Here is an 18,662-nt window from a genome sequence, read left to right as displayed (position 1 = left end):
TGCGAAACTCCCCTCAAGATGAGACTTCCATATAGGGCCGTCAGAGACGATGACGTTGATAGGCTGCAGGTGTAAAGTCAGCAATGGCATAGCTGAGCAGTACTAATTGCCCGAAAGCTTACCTACGGATTGTTACAGTTTCTACCAGATATGTTAAAGACATAAGATATTAGATACAAGACGCTAGAAGCGAGAAACAAGACAGCATAAAAGTCTGATCTCTTGATTCTTGACTCTAAAAGTCTTGCAAGATTTAGGCGGCCTAGCGCAGGGGTCCCACCTCTTCCCATCCCGAACAGAGAAGTTAAGCCCTGCAGCGCCGATGGTACTGGGGTTACTCCCGGGAGAGTAGGTCGCCGCCACATTATTCAAAGCCTTCAGCTAATCTCTGAAGGCTTTTTTCGTTTACCTAAAGAGGTGTATTTAAGGTTTATTTTAATTATGGCGACCCTTGGAGTAGAATCTCTTTCTTCTGCCAACTTTTGATAGGTTATCTTGTAATCGCACTGTTAATCTTTGCAAACCAAAATTTAAGGAGGGGTTTCTAATGGGATTTTGATTTCATAAGTATCTTTCTAACCATCGATTTTTAAAAGCTCCTAGGTTTGCCTTCATTTCAATTCTCATTTTTCTTTTTAAAGAATATTATTGCAGTTTTGCACCAAATAAAATCGGAATGGCCATCCTACTTCAAAATCTTCAATTGATCCAAGACAGAAACATTCTCCCTCCAACGGATTATTGTATTGTAGGGAATCAATTAAAACTTGTAGAAAATGAGGATTTTAATCATTATGAAAAAGTGGTTGACTGTTCGCACATGTTGGGAAGTGAGGGCTGGATTGACTTAAGGTGTGGATTAGGGGAACCTGGGCAAGAGTATCGGGAATCTATAGAATCGCTTGCTGATTCACTCTTGGTAAGTGGGTTTTCTAAGGCGGTAATAATGCCTAATACGGAACCCGTCATACAATCCAAAAATGAAGTTGAGTTTGTTAAAAGTAAATCCAGCGAATTTTTGCCAGAATTTATTGTCATGGGGGCAGTGACGAAGAAAACTGAAGGTGAAGATTTGACAGAGATGCTTGATATGCATTATCAGTCAGGTCTTAGGATTTTCGGCGATGGGGTTAAGCCCTTGTTTAATTCTGATCGTTACATGAAAATTCTTCAGTATTTACAAAGGTTTAACGGGATTTTGTTTGATCATGCCTATGATCCGCTTTTAGGGATCTTTGGTCAAATGCACGAAGGAGAGGTATCCACTAAGCTGGGAATGAAAGGTATTCCTAATCTTGCAGAAGATGTGGCTATTCAAAAAAATTTAGAAATCATACGGTACACCGGAGGGAGAGTTCATTTTCAAACATTGAGTACAGCAAAAGGGGTAGAAATGATCAGGCAAGCAAAAAAAGAAGGGCTTGCTGTTACTGCGGATGTTTCTATTTACCAATTGATATTTAGTGATCAGGACTTGACCTCTTTTGATTCTAACTTGAAAGTTAAACCTCCTTTCAGGGGAATTGTGGATAGAACTGCTTTGATTGAAGGTCTAAAAGACGGTACTATTGATGCCATAGTTTCCAACCATCAGCCACAGGATTTTGATTCTAAATTTGCTGAGTTTGATCTAGCCGCTTTTGGAATGTCAGGATTGCAGACCTTTCTTCCGGCGATGGTTGCTTTATCCGATGAGTTGGGGTGGCCTTTTTTGATTGAAAAAATCACTTCAGGGCCTTCAGCTATTATTGGTTTGCCTATCAATTCATGGACGATTTTTGATCCATCTGAATCTTGGATATATAATGAGAAAACGAATAAATCTCTCTCTTCAAATCATCCTTGGTTTGGTCAAAAGCTAAAAGGAAAGGTAAAATATGTCTTACAAAAAGGCCAATTGGTGAAGTTGGATGACTAAATACCTTAAAACAGCATTTCAATTTGGGATATTGGGGGGGATTCTGAGTTTGGCATCCTTTATCGTGCTTTCTTTTTTATATCCAGATCCGACCAATTTAAACTTGATTTTTGGTTATATAATTACCCCCATTGCCCTATTTCTAGGTATCAAGTTTTTTAAGGACTATACCAATTCAGGTTATTTGTCTTTTGCTGAAGGGATGACAGTAGGTTTTGTGACCTATGTGTTAATGGGGATCTTGGCCTCATTAGGGATTTGGGTAGTTCTATTCTTTTCTCCTGAATTATTTTCATCCATTCAGCAAACCAAATGGGCGGTGTTGGAGGAAAACAAGGACATAATTATTTCGCAAGTCGGCCAAGAATCTTTTGAATTAACGAGGTCTAACCTAAAAGGTATGACCAAATGGGACGTGGCATTTAATGACGGTATATGGAAAATCATCCCTGGAATGTTTTTTAGCATTATTATTTCAATAATTTTAAGAAAAAACCCCAATTGATCTTTTATGGAAGAACAAGCACAAACTCCTTTTCAAGCAGCTGTAACCCCCGGGATTACAATGGGATTAGCCGCTTTGGCTATTACTTATATAGCTTATTTTATTGACTCGAGCTTATTGGCTTCAGGTTATTTTGCACTGGTATCCTTGGTTATTTTCTTTGGCTTAGTGATTTATTTCGGAACTCAGTACCGAAAAGAACTTGGAGGATTCATGTCTTTTGGAACTGCTTTCAATTTTAGTTTTATATCGATTGTGATCTCCGGTATCATTTCCTTGGTCGGTATGTTGCTTCTTTTTCATGTAATTGACCCCTCCCTGCCCGAAGTTTTGGCGGATATCACTTTTGAAAATTCTCTCAAGATGATGGAAAGCTTTGGTCAGAATCCTGATTCTTTGCCTACGGAGGCATTAGACAATATCAGGGCTCAATCTGAAGGTTCTTTTACTCTGGCAGGTCAAATCAAAAACTTTGGTTTTGGATTAATTGGCTATGCAATCATTGCCTTAATTTTGGCTGCTATTCTAAAGAAGCGCGATAAATCGCTCGACTACTAATTATGACTCAAATTTCCGTTGTTGTTCCTGTATTCAACGAGGAAGAATCCTTACCTGAATTGACCCATTGGATTAGCCGTGTGATGATTGAGCACGGCTTTTCTTACGAAGTGATTCTGATCAACGACGGGAGTACCGATCGATCTTGGGAAGTGATCCAACAACTTTCTGCTTCCAATTCCTCCTTGAAAGGGCTCAATTTTACAAGGAATTATGGAAAATCAGCTGCCTTGGATGCAGGATTCAAGAGGGCAGTGGGTGAAGTGGTGATTACTATGGACGCAGATCTTCAGGACAGTCCTGATGAAATCCCCGGCCTCTATGAACTGATCACAGGTGGATTGGATGTTGTCTCTGGCTGGAAAAAGGAGCGTCATGATCCGATTTCAAAAACAATCCCTTCAAAATTTTTCAATGGGGTTACGAGATGGATTTCAGGAATTCAATTGCATGATTTTAATTGTGGATTAAAAGCCTACCGAAATAAGGTAGTCAAAAACATTAATGTCTACGGCGAAATGCACCGGTACATTCCCTTGCTTGCAAAATGGAATGGATTCCCGAAAATCGGAGAAAAGGTAGTAAAGCATCAAGCCAGAAAATATGGGTATTCCAAATTTGGTCTTGAGCGCTTTCTAAATGGGTTTCTTGATTTGATTTCTGTATCCTTTGTGCACAGATATAAAAAGAAGCCCATGCACTTTTTCGGTCTTTTGGGCACCCTATCCTTCCTTACCGGTTTTATCATTACTTGCTGGCTTATTTTTGAAAAGATTTATGGCTTAAGTAAGGGGCTAAAGGTCCGTGAAGTAGTGGATCAGCCTCTTTTTTTCTTGGCTCTTGTTGCGATCATCATAGGGGTTCAATTATTTGTGACGGGTTTTATTGCCGAACTGATGACCTCCAATCAAGCCAAAGAAACTGAATACAAAATAGATGAAGAGATCAACTTTGATTTCTGATGTTTTTCTCCGTTATCATTCCAGTATTTAACCGACCAGGTGAACTTTCGGAATTACTTCAAAGTCTTGCCCAGCAGTCTTACGGTGATTTTGAGGTAATTGTGGTTGAAGATGGTTCTGTGACAAGGTCCGATGAAGTAGTCCAATCCTTCCGAGGCAAACTGGATCTTCACTATTTTTTCCAGCAAAACACAGGACAGGGATTTGCCAGAAATCATGGAATGGAGAAGGCAAGAGGTGATTTTTTTATCATTTTGGATTCAGATGTCATTTTGCCGGAACGCTACTTGGAAGTTCTTCAGGAGGCGATTATCAGCAGAAAATTGGACGCATTTGGTGGTCCCGATGCGGCCGCAGCTGACTTTTCCAACCTACAAAAGTCTATGGATTTTGCAATGACATCCTTTTGGACAACTGGTGGTATTCGTGGAAAACTCAAAGATCCTTCCAAATATCAGGCTAGAGGATTTAATATGGGCGTTTCCAAAAGTGTCTTTGTGAAGATTGGAGGCTTTGTGGATCCCAACCGAGGGGAGGATATCGAGTGGAGTATCCGGATCAAAAAGGCAGGTTTCAAGCTGGAATTGGTTGAGGAGGCTTACGTGTACCATAAACGAAAAAATACGCTTTTGTCATTTGCCAAACAGGCGTTTTCTTTTGGCCAAAACCGGGTTAACGTTTCCCGATTTCATCCGGAAGCTATCAAGCTAGTCCATTGGTTGCCGACTTTCTTTCTTCTTTTTTTGATTTCCTTGGGGATCAATGCATTATTTATCAAGTTTCTGCTCACCCCCCAATTACTTGTTTTTGGTGTTTGGGCAATTTTGGTGATCTTAAATGCCAGCTGGAAATATCAATCCGCACGGGTTGGAATGTTGGCATTGATTACGTCCCTTGTCCAATTATCAGGGTATGGGGCTGGATTGGTTGTAGAGTTGTTTAGGAAAGGTCTCGGAAGTTAGATTCCTTTTCGGCAAATAAATAGTACCTCATCCTGTGGCAGTGCATATCTTTTGATCAACTCTGAGGATAAGGTTTTCACAAATTGATTCTCCTCGATCTGAAGTCCTGACTTGCGCAGTCTTTCGGCATAATCTTTTCCAAATTTTCTGACATGATCTCGTTGTCCAAAGATCCGTTCTCTGTCTGCAGGATCAGTGATAGTATTGTCCTCCAAAGTATTGTCCAGCGCATAAACGGGAGATTGCAAGATTCCCCAACCCCCAGGTTTTAACACTCGATTGAACTCAGAACAGGCCAGAATGTCATCATCCACATGTTCGAGTACATGATTACAAAAAATGACATCAAAGGTGTTTTCTGGAAATGGAATGGAATGCACATCCATTTTTACTTTTGCCAAAGGAGATTCAATATCGGCCGTGATATAGTCTAAGTTGGGTAAAGCTTCAAACCTATTAATAAAGCAATGTTCGGGCGCTACATGGAGCACTTTAAGTGGGGCCGAGAAGAAATTTGTTTCTTTTTTTAAAAAAAGCCACATCAGACGATGTCTTTCTAATGCAAGGCAAGAAGGGCACAGCGCATTTTCTCTAGCAATTCTTCCATAGGGTAAGAATTTCTTGTAGTGGCTGCCACAAACAGGGCATTCGACATTTGATCCTTTGTTCAGACGTGAAAGAATAGTCATGGCCAAAGGACTGATCGTCTGTAGCAGGGGCCTTGGAACGTAGCGGATAACAAAACTGATGATGGATTTCATGGAATCTGCAAAGCAGCTGCAATTTACCAAATGCAACTAGTATGGGGGTGATTTTTCTGATAGTTGACGCTGATTTTATCCTTAATCTATTCTGTCTTCTTCGGCTGAGGATTTAGGCAGTCTCCCTGCCTTTTTCAGTGCTTCTCTGATGATCCATTCCAGTTGGCCATTGGTGCTTCGGAACTCGTCTTCCGCCCATTTTTCCACGGCTTTCATCATTTTCTCGTCCAATCTTAGGGCGAAAGGTTTTTTAGCTGCCATAAGATTGAGATTTGAATTCGTTAAATTGATCGATCGCTTTTTGAGCCTCTGCGGGCTTTTGGGTGCCAAGAAGAAATTTTTTCTTTTTTGTTTTAACTAGGATTCCGTGTTTTCCACCGGTAGTGTAGGACCACGAATCGAAATTCCATTTTATTCCCCAGCCTCCATATTCCAAAAGTCCATTGTATTCTATCAATTCCATGGAGTCAATCTCTTCAAAGCGATATTTTCTTTCTTTGATAAAAGGAAAATAACTAAAGCTCAAGCTGTCCTGATCAATTCGGGTTTTGAGTTCCATTTTGAAAAGAAGAATATTGACCAAGGCTAGAATGCCAATGGGAAAGACGATCCCCCAATCCAAGAATGTCCCTGAGGATAAGAAGATACTAATTAAGACAATGCCGATTACCAGAATCGTAATTCCCCAAATCCAGATTCTTCCGATGCGTTGAGCCTCTTGAAATAGGTAGTTTGCCATAGGTTTAACTTTTTGAGGATTTCCAAGATTCAATCATTTCTTCAAATTCCCTTGGCTTGTGGGTGCTGAAAACTAATTTCCTTTTTCCTGTTTCTATCTCAATGACATGGTCTGCCAAAAAGATATAGACCTTTGTATTACCGGAAAAGCGAATTCCTATTCCCCCATAGTCCAGAAAGCCATCTTTTTTGTGTACAGTAATGGTTTTGATATCTTCTTTCTTAAAAGTTTTCCAGGAACTCTGAAAGGGACCGCTTTTGTACCTAAATGAACTATCATCCATTCGGGTTTCCAAGGTGATATTCATGAATAAGAAAAAAGCGAGAGGCATAAGTGTACCCACAATAAGTAGGGCGATCCATCCGTCTTCGCCCAGCTTACCTGTGAAATAAAGTGTGCTGATCAATACAAGCGTCGGGAGCTCCAGTAGGATAATGCCGTACATGAGGAAGGTTCCCCGGAAACTCTGCTGTTCATTGACCACCATTTGCCTATTGGTTTAAAGTTCCCACATTTAAGACAGGGCTGGCACTTCGGTCAGAACAAAGGACCACCATGAGATTGGATACCATCGCAGCTTTTTTCTCTTCGTCAAATTCGATGATGTCTTTCATTTTCAGATCTGCCAAAGCCATTTCTACCATTCCAACCGCGCCTTCGACGATCTTTTGTCTTGCTGCCACAATGGCGGTTGCTTGCTGACGCTGAAGCATGGCAGAGGCAATTTCAGATGCATAAGCTAGATTGGAGATACGGGCCTCGATGACTTTGATGCCTGCCTGAAGTAAGCGTTCTGAAATTTCCTTTTCCAAGGAATGATTCACTTCTTCTACACCGGATCGAAGCGTGACTTCGCTGTGATCGTCGTCAAAGTTGTCATAGGAATAGAGTCCAGCCATCTTTCTCACTGCTGCGTCAGTCTGTAAATGGACGAAGTTTTCATAGTCTTCCACATCAAATGTGGTTTTAAAAGTGTCTTCCACTTGCCAGACGACAATGGTTCCGATCATGACTGGATTGCCGATCTTATCATTGACCTTGAGTGGTTTGTTTTCAAAGTTTCGGACACGCAGGGAAATCTTTTTCTTAGTCATAAATGGATTGACCCAGAAAAAGCCATTGGCCTTGACTGTTCCTTTATATTCTCCGAATAACAACAGGACCATTGCCTTATTGGGGTCAACAATGAAGAAACCCGCTAAGCAGATCAAGGCAATGAACAATACTATACCTCCTATAATAGCATAAGGAAGGCCCAGAGTGAAACTGTAAACGGATGCAGCTATCGCAGCCAATGCCAAGAATAGCATGAAATAACCGGAGGAGGGTTTGATGACTTTTTCCATGTCAATATGATGTTAAAATGATATCAATTTGAATTACGGAAAAAGAAAGTCAAGGTTCAAGTTTTGGCAAAAAAAAATCCCCCGACTTTTCGGAGGATATTTTGATGGATTTAGATTTTATTTCTTTTTGAAAAGCGAATCGACAAACTCCTTTCGGTTGAAAATCTGGAGATCAGTCATTTTTTCACCTACCCCGATGTATTTCACCGGGATTTTGAATTGATCCGAGATGCCGATGACAACCCCGCCTTTGGCGGTTCCATCCAGTTTGGTAATGGCTAGGGAAGTTACTTCGGTAGCTTTGGTAAATTCTTTTGCTTGAATGAAGGCATTTTGTCCGGTGGAGCCATCAAGCACGAGCATGATTTCATGAGGAGCATCAGGGATGAATTTTTGCATCACCCGTTTGATTTTGCTCAGCTCATTCATCAGGTTGACTTTGGTGTGCAGTCGGCCGGCGGTATCCACGATGACTACATCAGCACCTGTATCTACCCCCTGTTTTACAGCATCAAAAGCCACCGAGGCAGGATCTGTATTCATGCCGTGTGACACCACAGGCACTCCCACCCGATTTCCCCATAAGATCAATTGATCTACCGCAGCTGCTCTAAAAGTATCTGCTGCCCCAAGGACTACATTTTTTCCTGCGTTTTTGAAAAGATTGGCAAGCTTTCCGATGGTGGTGGTTTTGCCGACACCATTGACGCCTACGACCATGATCACGTAGGGCTTTTTTTCGGCGGGAATGTCAAAATCCAAGAGATCTTGAGAATTGTTTTCTTCTAAAAGAGAAGCGATTTCCTCCCTTAGAATCTGATCCAATTCAGCAGTGTTTAGGTATTTGTCTCTGGCCACCCGTTCCTCGATTCGTTTGATTACTTTGATGGTGGTGTCTACTCCAACATCAGAGGTGATGAGTATTTCCTCCAGTTCATCCAAAACCTCCTCATCGACCTTTGATTTGCCGACGACTGCTTTGCTGAGTTTGGAGAAGATGGATTCATTGGTCTTTTGTAGACCTTGATCCAGACTTTCTTTTTTCTCTTTCGAAAAGAAACCAAAGATTCCCATGGGATTGAATTGAATTAAAAACGGAATATAATGAAAAAGTCCCTACTGAATTGATTCAGAGGGACCTGGTATGCATTACGATGCACTAGGCAAATTATTTTTTCAAGGTGTCCTGCACAGCAGTGGAAGGAACCATTTCTTCTTTGAAGGTGTAAGCACCAGTCTTGTCAGACTTTACGGCACGGATTACTTTGGCGTAAGACACGCCACCTTCTTTTTTCAGGGTTGCTACAACTTTCTTAGCCATTGCTTTTTAAGTTTAAGGGAAGTACTCCCAAGCTAAAATTATTTAATTTCTTTATGAACAGTCACTCTTTTCAGGATTGGGTTGAATTTCTTCAATTCCAATCTTTCGGTAGTGTTTTTTCTGTTTTTGGTGGTGATGTATCTTGAAGTACCTGGCATGCCGGAGTTTTTGTGCTCGGTGCATTCCATAATCACTTGTACTCTGTTTCCTTTCTTAGCCATCTCTGTGTTGATTTAGGGACTGTGACTTTGATTATCTGATTACAATCATGCCTTTATCCTGCGCTTCTTTCAAAACGGCAGAGATACCTTTCTTATTGATTGTCTTCAATGCCTTAGAGCACACTTTCAAAGTGATCCATGCGTCTTCCTCAGGAACGTAGAAATTCTTCTTGTGAAGATTTGGGTAAAATCTACGCTTGGTCTTGTTGTTTGCATGGGACACGTTGTTACCTACTCGAGGTCTTTTTCCGGTAATGTCACAAACTTTTGCCATGATTATGTATCGTAATTGGTATGCGTTTCTGTAATGAGTCTGCAAATATCGGAACTTTTTGGGAATTAACAACAAAGCATTTTAAAAATATTCCCAGTGTTTTATGGCTTGGGATAGGGGCAATGTTTGCACCCGCTTCCACAGCAATAACCACGTTTGAGGTGATATTTGGCAGTAAACACCATCAATCCCTGTTCATTGAAATAAAAGTCTTCCGGAGTCAGCGAGGGTAAAGGCTTCTTTTCTGTTTTCATGGCTTGACCGAAAGGCATTCCCTATATTTGGGCATAATTCGATTTTTGAATCTAATAACAAAAGTAACTAAATCATGGAAACGATTACCTCTAGCCAGCAAGCCATCGCATTGGAAGATCAATATGGAGCACACAATTATCATCCACTTCCTGTAGTATTGTCCAGAGGAGAGGGCGTTTTCCTTTGGGATGTAGAAGGGAAAAGGTATTTTGATTTTCTCTCAGCTTACTCAGCAGTCAATCAGGGACACTGCCATCCACGGATCAAAGAGGCCATGATCGAGCAAGTTGGAAAGCTTACGCTTACTTCCCGTGCTTTTTACAATGATATGCTTGGACCTTTTGAAAAGTATATCACCGAATATTTTGGCTTTGACATGGTCCTGCCAATGAATACCGGTGCGGAAGGAGTAGAGACAGCTTTGAAGCTTGCCCGAAAGTGGGGATATGAGAAAAAAGGGGTGGCTGAAAATACAGCCAAGATCATTGTAGCTGAAAATAATTTTCACGGTCGGACCACGACAATTATCTCTTTCTCCAATGATGCCAATGCAAGAAAAAGTTTCGGACCTTTTACGGAAGGTTTTATCCGGATTCCTTACAACGACATTCCTGCTTTGGAAAGGGCATTGGAAATCGAAGGTGTCGTAGGCTTCTTGGTGGAGCCTATCCAAGGTGAGGCGGGAGTTTATACCCCAGCAGAGGATTTTATAAGAAAAACTAAAGAAGCCTGTTCCGCGAAAAATGTCTTATTCATCGCTGATGAAATTCAAACCGGAGTCGCCCGCACAGGCTCTTTGTTGGCTGTATGCGGAAACTGTACGTGTGAAGGGCACTGCGAACGCCAGGAAACCTACACCAAGCCTGATATTTTAATCTTGGGTAAGGCACTTTCGGGTGGATTTTATCCTGTATCGGCTGTTTTGGCAGACAGACACATCATGGAAGTGATCAAGCCAGGCCAGCATGGATCAACTTTTGGTGGGAATCCCTTGGGGGTAAAAGTTGCCATGACGGCATTAGAAGTAGTCCGAGATGAAAAACTGGCACAAAATGCACGCCGGCTTGGGAGGATCTTCAGAGAACGGATGCAACATGTCGTGGATAAATACCCTATCGCCAAGTTGGTAAGGGGAAAGGGTTTGCTCAATGCCGTCGTGATCAACGATACTCCAGAGAGCTCCACGGCCTGGGATATCTGTATGAAGCTTGCCGAAAATGGTCTTTTAGCGAAACCAACCCATGGCAATATCATCCGGTTTGCGCCTCCTTTGGTGATGACAGAAGAGCAACTTCATGAGTGCTGCGACATCATCGAGAAGGTAATTTCCTCTTTCAATTAATTGATCCGATTTCGCACTTTTGAATTCGCTTTGAGGTTTGCCTTTAAGCGAATTCTCTGTTTCCAAGCCTTCCTTATGTCCAAAGCAGTCATTTTCGATATGGATGGAGTGATCTGCCACACCAATCCCTTTCATTCTCAAGCTTTCAAAATTTTCTTCGAAAAAAGAAATCTATTTCCCACGGAGGAGGAATTCCAACTTCACATGTATGGGAAAAACAATGGCTACATCCTCAGTCATTTTCTGGGAAGAAAAATTGAAGGAGAAGAGTTGTTGGATTTGGAGTTTGAAAAAGAAAGCTTATTCCGGGAAATCTATCAGCACCATGTGGATCCGATTCCGGGATTTTTGGATTTTTTTCACAGCCTAAGAAAAGAAGGATTCAAAACCGGTGTTGCCACTTCCGCGCCTTTTGCAAACCTTGAACTCATCGGGGGAAGATTGGATTTGTTTCCACACCTGGAGTCTGCCTTGGCTAGTGAACATGTGAACAAGCATAAGCCTGACCCTGAAGTTTATCTCAAGACCGCGGCAAACCTTTCCCTATCCCCTGATCGATGCATTGTCTTTGAAGATTCGTTTTCGGGTGTTTCTGCTGCCAAAAATGCGGGAATGAAGGTAGTCGGTGTACTTTCTTCTCATACCGTGGAACAATTACCTGTGTGTGATTTGTATGTCGAAAATTACCTTGACCTGGACGTGAACAGGATCATTTCTCTCTTGGAATAGTCCAATTTGGCTTAACATTAGTTTCAAGATTTTTTAACATCACTTGAGTAGCTTAACATTTGCATAATATTAGAAAGCTCTAAAAAATAGTTTTTGAGCATTTTTTTCTTTTATAAGATTTAAAAATAACTCTAATGATTTCGTTTTTGTAACAAATTCATAACTCTGGATTCATTTTTTAGCAAACTACGGGGTTCAACTTTGCATCGCTGTACAAACTCTTACTAAACATCTTCCTATATGCGAATCCGTTTCGCAGTAGCCTTGGCTTCCTTTGCCTTGGTCTTATTTGGCACTTTTGCAAGGGGTGCTGAAAAAGACTCGCTACTCACTGAAAAACCTGAACAGAAAGTTCAGAATGCCTGGTATGAAAAAATTCAGATCAGAGGGTATGCCCAATTGAGGTATAATGGATTGTTTGAAACAAATCCTGACTTAAAGTGTGATCAATGTGATCGAAGTTGGGGTGGGGATGGTGGTGGATTCTTTTTCCGTCGGATCCGGATCATTTTTTCAGGACAAATTCACCCAAAGATTTACTTTTATATTCAGCCTGATTTCGCTTCCGGTGGATCAAATCTTGCTCAAATTCGGGATGCTTACTTTGATTTGGGGTTGGACGCTGATAATGAGTTTCGTGTTCGAATAGGGCAATCCAAGATTCCTTTCGGCTTCGAAAATATGCAGTCGAGTCAAAACCGACTTCCACTTGATCGGAATGATGGAATTAACTCTGCTGCTCCTAATGAACGCGAGACCGGAGTCTTTTTCTATTACGCACCAAAGGAAATCAGGAAGCTCTTCAGCTACTTGGTTTCATCAGGTCTCAAGGGGTCAGGAGATTATGGGATGTTTGGTTTGGGGGTCTACAATGGTCAAGGGCCAAATGCCTTAGATAGAAACAAGAATCTAAACGTCGTAGCCCGAATGACCTATCCCTTGGAGCTTCCATCGGGGCAGATTATTGAAGCTTCATTGCAAGGATATACGGGTAAATATGTTGTGAATAAAGGGCCTAAGACGGAAGTTGGTCAAAATGAATTCAAGGAATTCAGGTATGGGCCCACCTTCGTGATTTACCCTCAGCCCTTTGGTCTTCAGGCCGAATACAATTGGGGTAGAGGTCCCGAGTATGATCCGTCAACTAATCAGGTGCTGGACGCCCCTTTGGAAGGAGGATATGTCTTGGCCAGTTATATGCTGAAGTTGGATTCTAAAGTTTTTATTCCTTTCGGAAGATACCATTATTATAAAGGAGGTAAGAAATTCGAATTGGATGCGACCCGTCATCGCGTGAAAGAGCTGGAATTGGGTGTGGAGTGGCAATTCAGCAAAAACTTCGAATTGGTTACGATGTATACGATTTCAGACAGAACCTTCGAAAATTCAACCAATCCTGACAACAGGCAAAAAGGAAGCTTACTCAGATTGCAGGCTCAGGTTAATTTCTGATTTAGCTGATTTGAAAATTTATTTTAAGGCGCATCCCAAGTCGGTGCGCCTTATTTTATTCATTTCAATTCGGGCTATGTAAACGTGATGGGTTACCTTTGTGGACATTCAAGAAAGCTATGCAAAGAAGACCTAGAAGAAACCGTAAATCTGAGTCTGTACGTAATTTGGTGGAAGAGACCCAAGTTTCTGTTAAGGATTTAATTTTCCCCTTGTTTCTGGTGGATGGGCAAAAGAAGCAAATCGAAGTGGCTTCTATGCCCGGGATCTTTCGTTTTTCCACTGACTTGATGCTGAAAGAAATTGAAGAGTGCATGAAGCTGGGGATTTATTCCTTTGATGTATTCCCTGCTTATCCAGAGTCCCTGAAAGATGCCGTAGCTTCTGAAAGCTACAATCCTGAGACGTTTTATCTAAAGGCTCTTCGGGAAATCAAGAAACAATTCCCTGAAGTATGCCTGATGTCAGATGTGGCTATGGATCCCTACAGCAGTGATGGTCATGATGGCTTGGTAAAGAACGGGAAAATACTCAATGACGAAACGTTGGAGATTTTAGGAAAAATGTCTTTGGCGCAAGCGGATGCAGGAGTAGATATCCTTGGGCCATCCGACATGATGGATGGAAGAGTGGGCTATATACGGGATCTTTTGGATGAAAATGGGTTTATTGACACCTCCATTATGTCTTATACTGCTAAGTATGCCAGTGCATTTTATGGGCCATTCAGGGATGCCTTGGATTCTGCGCCTAAGTTTGGTGATAAGAAGACCTATCAAATGAATCCAGCCAATGCAAAAGAGGCCTTGATTGAAGCGGATTTGGATGTGGAAGAAGGTGCGGATTTTCTTATGGTAAAGCCTGCATTAAGTTATTTGGATATCATCAAGCAGCTGAGCGATAATTATCCACTTCCTATCGCTGCTTATAATGTGTCTGGGGAATACAGTATGGTAAAAGCCGCAGCCGAAAAAGGGTGGTTGGACTATGACCGTTCGATGAATGAAATCTTACTTTCTATCAAGCGGGCGGGTGCAAAGATCATACTTACCTACTTTGCGAAGGATTTTGCGAAGAATCCATGCTAGTCACCCTAAAAATAATGGATAAGCCCTGAGAAATTAGGGCTTTTTTCATTTTGAGGGTTTTATTCAGGGTGTTTATCTTTCAATTTTTGTCTCAAAAAGAAATTGAGGTTTAAAAAAAATCAAAAATCCTAAAAAATTATCGTTTTCATAATCATACATTATTTTACTAAAATTTTGTTTAAATAAAGAACGCAGAATTATATTTTTTTTTCTGACCAAATATCTTTGGATTGGGTGGTTGTCTGGTTTTCGTAATCGATTTCAAAGAATATTCTGAATCTAAGAAATATTGCATGAAATGAATAATAAGGGTTTAAAAACAACCCATAAAAGGTAAAAAATTGAAAAAAATCCAAAAAATGGTTTAAAAAATATCGTCATAAACTGTAAAAATTGCGAATAGTTTAAAAATAGGTTTGTTTTTTAATCGAATTTCTAATTACATTCGATTAGATCTTTTTATGAAGATCATAAGTGAATTTGAAGTTCTATCAATAATCAACTCTCAAACCTATGATGTATTTCGCAACCCTGTTGGCCAATGATATGGCCGCGACTATGGATTTGTCAGTCGAGCTCTCTAAGAATATGCTCACGACAAACAATGTCTGGATGATGCTTGCAACAGCTCTGGTGTTTATCATGCACCTTGGTTTTGCCGGCGTAGAGACGGGTTTTGGCCAAGCCAAAAACACTGTTAACATTCTGTTCAAAAACACAATCACTCCAATTATTGGGATTGTGTCCTATGCCTGTGTAGGATTTTATCTCATGTACCCCGGATTTGAAGCTCCAGGATGGTTGTCTTTTGACTTTGCAGGCTGGAACATGTTTTGGTTTTCACCGGCCAGTGCGGATGTTTCCGTAAACTACGCCGATGGAGGTTATACGTATTGGACAGATTTTCTATTCCAAGCCATGTTCGCAGCAACTGCTGCTACTATAGTCTCTGGGGCAATTGCAGAGCGCGTGAAGCTTTCAGCCTATTTGGTTTTCACAGTATTCTTTGTGGGTTTGGTTTATCCATTGATCGGAAGTTGGAAATGGGGAGGAGGGGCTTTGGATGCGATGGGTTTCTATGATTTCGCTGGAAGTACTCTGGTACACTCTGTAGGCGGTTGGGGTGCTTTGGCAGGGGTGATTCTTGTTGGTCCTAGAATAGGGAAATATGTCAATGGAAAAACAGTGGACAAACCTGGGGCTAGTGTTCCCTTGGCAGTAATCGGGGTGTTTTTATTGTGGTTAGGCTGGTTTGGATTCAATGGCGGGTCTGTTCTTTCAGCTGATCCTGCTTTAGTCTCTTTAGTTCTGGTGACCACTTCTCTGGGAGCTTGTGCCGGAGGACTGGGTGGATTTTTTGCCGCATACTTTGCATTCAAAAGACTCGACTTGGGCATGCTACTCAATGGAATTTTGGCCGGGCTGGTTGGAATCACTGCCGGAGCAGATGTCATTACTCCGGGGGGTGCTATTTTCATTGGGTTTGTTGCCGGGGTATTGGTAGTGCTTTCAGCTATTCTTCTGGATAAATTGAAATTGGACGATGTGGTAGGCGCTGTATCTGTTCATCTTACTTGTGGTATCTGGGGTACTTTGGCGGTAGGTATATTTTCTACCAATCCTGAACACAGCTTTATCACCCAATTAATCGGAGTGGCAATTTGTGGGGCCACTGCTTTTTCGGCTGCCTTTCTGATTTTCTTCACGCTCAAAAAGACAGTGGGAATCAGGGTTTCCGCTGAACATGAGAAGACAGGATTGGATTCTCATGAACATGGAATCAGAGGCTACACCATCGTTTACGACGAATAATCATCTTCACCTTATAAGAAAAAAAAGAACCCCATCCGGAGAAAAAAACGCGACTCTCTTTCGACCGGATCGGGGCTCTTATTGGTCAACTCATACATTCACCAACACTCAAAAGTAAAATGAAAAATATTTTCCTACTAATCCTATGTTTAACGATTGCCAGTACCCAAATCGTTTTTGCTCAAGAAGAGACCTCTGAAGAGGAAGGGTCTTTGACTCTTTCTGGCTCGGTAGACGCCTATTTTAGAACCAACCTTAATGCGCCGAATAAAGGCGACAATGCTCAAGCTCCAGCTTCTTCTTTTGGAAATCTGCCCGGATTTTCTTTAGGTATGGCCAATATTATTGCAACCTATCAGGGAAAAAAAGTGGGTGCTGTTGCCGATTTGGTATTTGGTCCTAGGGGTGAAGATGCGGTGTTTGGATCGCCGCTTTATTCAGGAGGGATGGCCGGAAGCTCTCAAATCATCAATCAACTGTATGTCTACTGGAATGTCTCAGACAAATTGACTCTGACCATGGGAAATTTCAATACCTTTTTGGGGTATGAGGTCATTTCTCCAACTGGTAATTTTAATTATTCTACTTCGTACATGTTTTCTTATGGTCCTTTCTCGCATACAGGGCTTAAGGCAAATTATCAGATTTCCGATAAATGGTCTTTTTTGGCAACCGTCATGAATCCGACTGATATGACAGAATTTAACCTTAATGGAACCTATACGCTTGGAGGGCAGCTGGGATATTCCACTGAGCTAGGTTCAACCTATTTAAATGTTGTCTACGGTGATCAGGATGGGAAATTTTCTGATAGCGAAGGATTGGAGCCTGGACAGACGTCATTGGGTAAGACTTTTCAAATTGATTTGACCACAGGTTTTGATCTTTCTGATTTTTGGTATTTAGGAGTCAATACTACTTACAATACCTCGGCCTCTGGACAAATCTATACTGGATCAGATATTCAGGATACAGATGGGGAAGGTGCTGGTTTTTATGGTTTTGCCGGATACTTACAAGCTAGGCCGTCTGAAAATTTTGGACTTGGTGTCAGGGGGGAATATTTTTCCGTTTTCAATGATGGATTGGAAGGAGTGGTCTCGGTGGATGATTCGGGGAAAGGCAGTGTCTTTGCTTTTACTTTTTCTGCCAATGCAAAAGTGGGTAAGAATCTCACACTTATTCCTGAGCTAAGATTGGACACTATGAAGGATGAGTATTTTCTCAATAAGAACTTGAACCCCAGTAAAGGCCTAGCATCATTCCTTTTTGCAGCTGTTTTTGCCTTTTAAGGATAAAAATTTAAACAGGGTCTATTGTTAATAAAGCCGGGGTGATTTTCGCCTCGGTTTTTTCTTTATTCATTCATTTACGGGAAAAACGATTTCATTTTTAATCAAACTTTGTGCGAATTACCTGTTTTTTGAAAAAGTGAGTGTAAAATTATATATGGTTTGTTTTGTTTATATCTTTTAAATTTCAATAAAAATTTGTGTTTCGGGAAATTTTATTCTAAAAACCATCTTTTATTGTAACACTTTCAGTCCTTTCTCTGTTTATATTTGTGCAAACCCAAATGTACAGGACATGAAAAAGGCTATGTTTATAGTGGTGGCACTGTTGATTTCCTCGGTTGGATTTTCTCAGGAAATTGGATTAGGCCCAAAGATTAAGAATTCACATCCCGCCAAGGCGAAAACGCCTAAAATGTCTTTGGTTCACGAATCTTCCCCCTTGAGTCTGAAGGGGCCGGAAGCGAAGAATACTTCCGTTTGGTCCTCCAAAACCTCCAAATCTAAAGTGAGATTCCGTGAGGAAATTACTAATCCTAAAGGCCTTGAGGCAAAAAATCACAAGCCTTGGGATGATAAGTCTTCCATACAAACAAATAGTAAGGCTGTTTATGAAGAACCGAAATCAATGAAGCCCAAAAAGACTTGGTTTCATTAAATATTAAAAGCCCGATTTCGGGCTTTTTTTCATAGATCCGTTTCTCTTTCGAGCATCAGTATAGCCCCCTGAGAAACGATATAGTATTTTTCTCCTTCGTAGATCACTTCGTGGGCGCCTGACAGAAGAAAAATGGCCAAATCACCTTCTTTGGCTTGTAACGGGACATATTTCACTTTTTCATCCGAATCCATCCAAGGCTCGTGGTCCTCCACAGGCATGGGAATTGGATATCCGGGCCCGGTCTTGATGATGTATCCTTGTTGGACTTTTTCTTTTTCCTGAACACCCGGAGGTAGATAAAGCCCAGAGTCTGTTTTTTCATGTGGCTTTTTCAGACGGATTAGCACCCGGTCTCCCACCACAATGAGTTTTTTCAGTTTGTTATCGGCGGTTAATTGCATGTCTTTTTTGTGGAGTTTATTCTCAATACCAATTGGTCTTGTCCAAAACTTGATTTTGGCTAA

Annotated in this window: 23 protein-coding genes and 2 rRNA genes; 14 read left to right on the top strand and 11 right to left on the bottom strand. The window is 41.2% G+C overall.

Features of this window, described 5'->3' with window-relative positions; genetic code table 11:
• The 7 genes from DDT91_RS16635 to DDT91_RS16605 form a co-directional block, all read left to right on the top strand.
• Positions 1-126, top strand: a 23S ribosomal RNA gene (locus tag DDT91_RS16635); the annotation flags it as partial.
• A gap of 127 nt (positions 127-253) precedes the next feature.
• Positions 254-365 (top strand): 5S ribosomal RNA (rrf, locus tag DDT91_RS16630).
• A gap of 311 nt (positions 366-676) precedes the next feature.
• On the top strand, positions 677-1,918 hold the full coding sequence (locus tag DDT91_RS16625; protein WP_187177312.1) for a dihydroorotase: 1,242 nt from the start codon (positions 677-679) through the stop codon (positions 1,916-1,918).
• Positions 1,911-2,423 (top strand): DUF4199 domain-containing protein, encoded by a 513-nt coding sequence (locus DDT91_RS16620; protein WP_187177311.1) that lies wholly within the window; start codon positions 1,911-1,913, stop codon positions 2,421-2,423. Before DDT91_RS16625 ends, DDT91_RS16620 begins: the two co-directional genes overlap by 8 nt.
• Before the next feature lie 6 nt (positions 2,424-2,429).
• Positions 2,430-2,981, top strand: coding sequence for a DUF4199 domain-containing protein (locus DDT91_RS16615; protein ID WP_187177310.1), 552 nt, complete (start codon positions 2,430-2,432; stop codon positions 2,979-2,981).
• A gap of 2 nt (positions 2,982-2,983) precedes the next feature.
• Positions 2,984-3,943, top strand: coding sequence for a glycosyltransferase family 2 protein (locus DDT91_RS16610; RefSeq protein ID WP_187177309.1), 960 nt, complete (start codon positions 2,984-2,986; stop codon positions 3,941-3,943).
• A complete protein-coding gene (locus DDT91_RS16605) occupies positions 3,943-4,905 on the top strand; it encodes a glycosyltransferase family 2 protein (RefSeq protein ID WP_187177308.1) in 963 nt (320 codons plus the stop codon). Before DDT91_RS16610 ends, DDT91_RS16605 begins: the two co-directional genes overlap by 1 nt.
• Here the strand turns inward: DDT91_RS16605 and DDT91_RS16600 are convergent.
• From DDT91_RS16600 to DDT91_RS16555, 10 genes are all read right to left on the bottom strand, one after another.
• On the bottom strand, positions 4,902-5,666 hold the full coding sequence (locus tag DDT91_RS16600) for a class I SAM-dependent methyltransferase (protein ID WP_187177307.1): 765 nt from the start codon (positions 5,664-5,666) through the stop codon (positions 4,902-4,904). The two genes, DDT91_RS16605 and DDT91_RS16600, sit on opposite strands and share 4 nt — an antisense overlap.
• Positions 5,667-5,747: 81 nt before the next feature.
• The gene (locus DDT91_RS16595) at positions 5,748-5,927 is read right to left on the bottom strand and encodes an Arc family DNA-binding protein (RefSeq protein ID WP_187177306.1); all 180 of its coding nucleotides are present in this window, start codon (positions 5,925-5,927) and stop codon (positions 5,748-5,750) included.
• Positions 5,917-6,405 carry a hypothetical protein gene (locus DDT91_RS16590; RefSeq protein WP_187177305.1) on the bottom strand — a complete coding sequence of 163 codons (489 nt, stop codon included), beginning with the start codon at positions 6,403-6,405 and terminating at the stop codon, positions 5,917-5,919. The genes DDT91_RS16595 and DDT91_RS16590 overlap by 11 nt, the downstream gene beginning before the upstream one ends.
• A gap of 4 nt (positions 6,406-6,409) precedes the next feature.
• On the bottom strand, positions 6,410-6,892 hold the full coding sequence (locus DDT91_RS16585) for a hypothetical protein (RefSeq protein WP_187177304.1): 483 nt from the start codon (positions 6,890-6,892) through the stop codon (positions 6,410-6,412).
• Between the two features lie 4 nt (positions 6,893-6,896).
• Positions 6,897-7,751 carry an SPFH domain-containing protein gene (locus DDT91_RS16580; protein WP_187177303.1) on the bottom strand — a complete coding sequence of 285 codons (855 nt, stop codon included), beginning with the start codon at positions 7,749-7,751 and terminating at the stop codon, positions 6,897-6,899.
• A gap of 117 nt (positions 7,752-7,868) precedes the next feature.
• On the bottom strand, positions 7,869-8,825 hold the full coding sequence (gene ftsY, locus DDT91_RS16575) for a signal recognition particle-docking protein FtsY (RefSeq protein ID WP_187177302.1): 957 nt from the start codon (positions 8,823-8,825) through the stop codon (positions 7,869-7,871).
• 94 nt (positions 8,826-8,919) lie between these two features.
• Positions 8,920-9,072, bottom strand: coding sequence for a DUF4295 domain-containing protein (locus tag DDT91_RS16570; RefSeq protein ID WP_187177301.1), 153 nt, complete (start codon positions 9,070-9,072; stop codon positions 8,920-8,922).
• A 38-nt stretch (positions 9,073-9,110) separates the two neighbouring features.
• Positions 9,111-9,293 (bottom strand): 50S ribosomal protein L33, encoded by a 183-nt coding sequence (gene rpmG / locus DDT91_RS16565; RefSeq protein WP_187177300.1) that lies wholly within the window; start codon positions 9,291-9,293, stop codon positions 9,111-9,113.
• Between the two features lie 31 nt (positions 9,294-9,324).
• Complete coding sequence (gene rpmB / locus DDT91_RS16560) at positions 9,325-9,567, bottom strand: 50S ribosomal protein L28 (RefSeq protein ID WP_111392356.1); 243 nt, start codon at positions 9,565-9,567, stop codon at positions 9,325-9,327.
• 101 nt (positions 9,568-9,668) lie between these two features.
• Entirely contained in the window at positions 9,669-9,821 is a 153-nt protein-coding gene (locus DDT91_RS16555; protein WP_187177299.1) for a DUF5522 domain-containing protein, read from the bottom strand.
• A gap of 74 nt (positions 9,822-9,895) precedes the next feature.
• On the opposite strand from DDT91_RS16555, the gene rocD reads away from it, so the two are divergent.
• The 7 genes from rocD to DDT91_RS16520 all read left to right on the top strand — a co-directional run bounded on the left by rocD (position 9,896) and on the right by DDT91_RS16520 (position 18,195).
• Positions 9,896-11,164 (top strand): ornithine--oxo-acid transaminase, encoded by a 1,269-nt coding sequence (gene rocD, locus DDT91_RS16550; protein ID WP_187177298.1) that lies wholly within the window; start codon positions 9,896-9,898, stop codon positions 11,162-11,164.
• 75 nt (positions 11,165-11,239) lie between these two features.
• On the top strand, positions 11,240-11,893 hold the full coding sequence (locus tag DDT91_RS16545; RefSeq protein ID WP_187177297.1) for an HAD family phosphatase: 654 nt from the start codon (positions 11,240-11,242) through the stop codon (positions 11,891-11,893).
• Positions 11,894-12,133: 240 nt separating this feature from the next.
• Positions 12,134-13,345 carry a porin gene (locus DDT91_RS16540; protein WP_187177296.1) on the top strand — a complete coding sequence of 404 codons (1,212 nt, stop codon included), beginning with the start codon at positions 12,134-12,136 and terminating at the stop codon, positions 13,343-13,345.
• Between the two features lie 119 nt (positions 13,346-13,464).
• Positions 13,465-14,433, top strand: a complete 969-nt coding sequence (hemB, locus tag DDT91_RS16535) for a porphobilinogen synthase (RefSeq protein WP_187177295.1) — start codon at positions 13,465-13,467, stop codon at positions 14,431-14,433.
• 546 nt (positions 14,434-14,979) lie between these two features.
• The gene (locus DDT91_RS16530; RefSeq protein ID WP_370539333.1) at positions 14,980-16,245 is read left to right on the top strand and encodes an ammonium transporter; all 1,266 of its coding nucleotides are present in this window, start codon (positions 14,980-14,982) and stop codon (positions 16,243-16,245) included.
• Between the two features lie 119 nt (positions 16,246-16,364).
• The gene (locus tag DDT91_RS16525) at positions 16,365-17,537 is read left to right on the top strand and encodes a porin (RefSeq protein ID WP_187177294.1); all 1,173 of its coding nucleotides are present in this window, start codon (positions 16,365-16,367) and stop codon (positions 17,535-17,537) included.
• A 295-nt stretch (positions 17,538-17,832) separates the two neighbouring features.
• On the top strand, positions 17,833-18,195 hold the full coding sequence (locus DDT91_RS16520; RefSeq protein WP_187177293.1) for a hypothetical protein: 363 nt from the start codon (positions 17,833-17,835) through the stop codon (positions 18,193-18,195).
• A 29-nt stretch (positions 18,196-18,224) separates the two neighbouring features.
• Here the strand turns inward: DDT91_RS16520 and DDT91_RS16515 are convergent, their stop codons facing one another.
• Entirely contained in the window at positions 18,225-18,599 is a 375-nt protein-coding gene (locus DDT91_RS16515) for a co-chaperone GroES family protein (protein ID WP_187177292.1), read from the bottom strand.
• Positions 18,600-18,662: the final 63 nt, after the last annotated feature.

The organism is Algoriphagus sp. AK58, assembly GCF_014324365.1.
Classification (GTDB): Bacteria; Bacteroidota; Bacteroidia; order Cytophagales; family Cyclobacteriaceae; genus Algoriphagus.
This window is presented reverse-complemented; position numbering and strand designations above follow the sequence as displayed.